The sequence below is a fragment of the Frankia sp. KB5 genome, from assembly GCF_002099325.1.
Classification (GTDB): domain Bacteria; phylum Actinomycetota; class Actinomycetes; order Frankiales; family Frankiaceae; genus Frankia; species Frankia casuarinae.
The window spans coordinates 1-1,955 of the sequence record NZ_MRUJ01000382.1; the positions used below are offsets into that span (position 1 = coordinate 1).

The window sequence follows — 1,955 nt, forward strand, 5'->3', positions numbered from 1 at the left end:
GTTGACGCTCCGCCACGAGAAGACCCGCCAGACGGAAAACGGTGTGATCGCCGAACGGCAGCTCGGCGGTGTATGTGAAACTCATCGAGGCGTGGAGTTCCTTCGGAGTTGCTCTTTGGTCGGAACAACTTCCTACCGGAGCCCCGCGCCTTCATCGTCTCCACCCCCAGGGACGCTCACACCCAGCGACGCTCACGGAGCGTCACCAAACGTTGCAGGGAAAGGCTCAATCTMAAAGGACAACCGAAGCAGGGGCGCAAAGTTCAGGCCGGTGAGGTCGCCGAAATGCGCCCGCGTGAGCACACTGTCAAAGATCATAATCTTGTTATGAGCTTTCTCGGGGCCGATTTTAGGCTCCACAGAGCTAAACCACGACCGCGAACCTGGCAGAGTTTTAGGTGGTTCGCCTATTGACGCCCCGCACCCGGCCTACGTCCCGGACGGAACCGCCCGGATAACCCCGGCGATCTTGGCCCACTTGTCGGCGCTCAAGGTGGGGGCGCGCTGGAGCTGGAGGCGCACCCATTCGGCCGCTGTCACCACGTGCTCCGGCCGCTTTATTCGTAAGGGCGGTGGTCGGCTCCGTACTGCATTTCCAGCAGCTGTTGCGCGACGAGCCGCCTCAACCGCCCCTCCTGGCGAAATCGAAACTGACGCATCTCCACGCCGCTGACTTCTTGGGCGGCCTGCCGCGCGCCCGCCGGCGTGAGCCGCGCCGTCTTCGGATGCACCCGGAACAGCAGATGCACCTGGTTGTGCTCAGGCACCGCCTCATCCAGGCTGGCCGCCGCCTCCCGCACCACCGCCAGCACCGCCGTCGCCAACCCAAGGCTGGTGGCGGCATGCACCCGCCCGCGGACGATGCCGAGGCCGGTCAAGGCGGGAAGGTCCCGCAGTAGCGGCTCCAGGTCCAGGGGCGAGGCGGCCGACCGGACGGGGGCCAGCTCCTTCGTCAGCTGGTCCAGGGGGTCCGGGACAGCGCCCACCCGCGAGGCGTCAGCCATTGGCGCGCTCCAGTCTCAGCGATCTTGGTGCCGCCAGCCAGGGTGGCCGACGGCCTGATGCGATCGAGGCTGCAACACAAACCCCCTGGTTGTGGGCGTCAACCAACCACCAACCGTTTCAGAGCTGGTTGGCTCGCCTGCCAACCACCCGGCCAACCAACCACCTCACTCCCGTCAAGCAGCAGGCCGCGTCTCTCCGGGATACTGAGGTGCTGACATGGGGGAGGGTCGTCGGTTGCCACCAAGCGATGAGGAGGAGGCAGTCCCGTTCGCGGCTCCGCGCACGGGCGGCCTGGCCGTGCCTGCCGCCAATGAGCCGGGGCGGTCGCCCGTCCTCACACCGGCTCAGCGCGTCGGCGCCGCGATGCGACAGGCCCGCGAGGGGCGCGGTTTTTCATTGCGCTATATGGGGGACAAAATAGGGAGGCACCACAGCACGCTGTCGCCGAATGAACTCGGTAATACGATGGCGACCGATAAGACGCTTCAGCTCTACGAGGAAGCCCTGCATCTACCTTCAGGCTCCCTGGTGCAGGTAAAGAAGGAGTCTCTTTCGCGGGGGCAAGACATCACCGGGGAAAAAGTTGGGGAAGCGGCCGATAGCCAACCGCAAACCGGTGCCGAACAAAGCGAGCCTCTGCTGTCGCCAGCTGAAATTGCGTCTGATCGCACCTTGAAAGACTTCGGGCCGTCCAGGGTATATACCGTTCAAGGTGTGCTCCGCAGTTGGCAAGGGCGATTGTTCCTGGCCGCCGCCGCAACCGTCCTCGCATTCTGGGCCGTCGCTCGTTACGCGCCCACATTCTACCCATTGGCTAGCCCGGTTCCAGATGCGAGTGACGCCCAGGCACTTCATTGTTCGTAAGAGTTCGGTGATGGCGTGGGTGGGCGGGCCGAAGGCCCGGCCGGTGTTGCCGGTCGGGTGGTTTTCGGCTTGTGGGTGGGGTTAGG

The 1,955-nt window shown here is 64.7% G+C and carries 2 protein-coding genes and 1 pseudogene; 1 reads left to right on the forward strand and 2 read right to left on the reverse strand.

Annotated features, from left to right (window positions below):
• Positions 1 to 85: pseudogene (locus KBI5_RS25765) on the reverse strand (IS5/IS1182 family transposase); the annotation flags it as partial.
• A 472-nt stretch (positions 86 to 557) separates the two neighbouring features.
• The gene (locus tag KBI5_RS24610; RefSeq protein WP_011436937.1) at positions 558 to 1,004 is read right to left on the reverse strand and encodes a hypothetical protein; all 447 of its coding nucleotides are present in this window, start codon (positions 1,002 to 1,004) and stop codon (positions 558 to 560) included.
• Between the two features lie 217 nt (positions 1,005 to 1,221).
• Between KBI5_RS24610 and KBI5_RS26030 the strand changes: the two genes are divergently transcribed.
• A complete protein-coding gene (locus KBI5_RS26030) occupies positions 1,222 to 1,869 on the forward strand; it encodes a helix-turn-helix domain-containing protein (RefSeq protein WP_023842285.1) in 648 nt (215 codons plus the stop codon).
• Positions 1,870 to 1,955 lie beyond the last annotated feature (86 nt).

Coding starts and splice junctions, on each gene's coding strand:
- KBI5_RS24610 (WP_011436937.1), bottom strand. CDS start 1,004: ATGGCTGACGCCTCGCGGGTGGGCGCTGTCCCGGACCCCCTGGACCAG.
- KBI5_RS26030 (WP_023842285.1), top strand. CDS start 1,222: ATGGGGGAGGGTCGTCGGTTGCCACCAAGCGATGAGGAGGAGGCAGTC.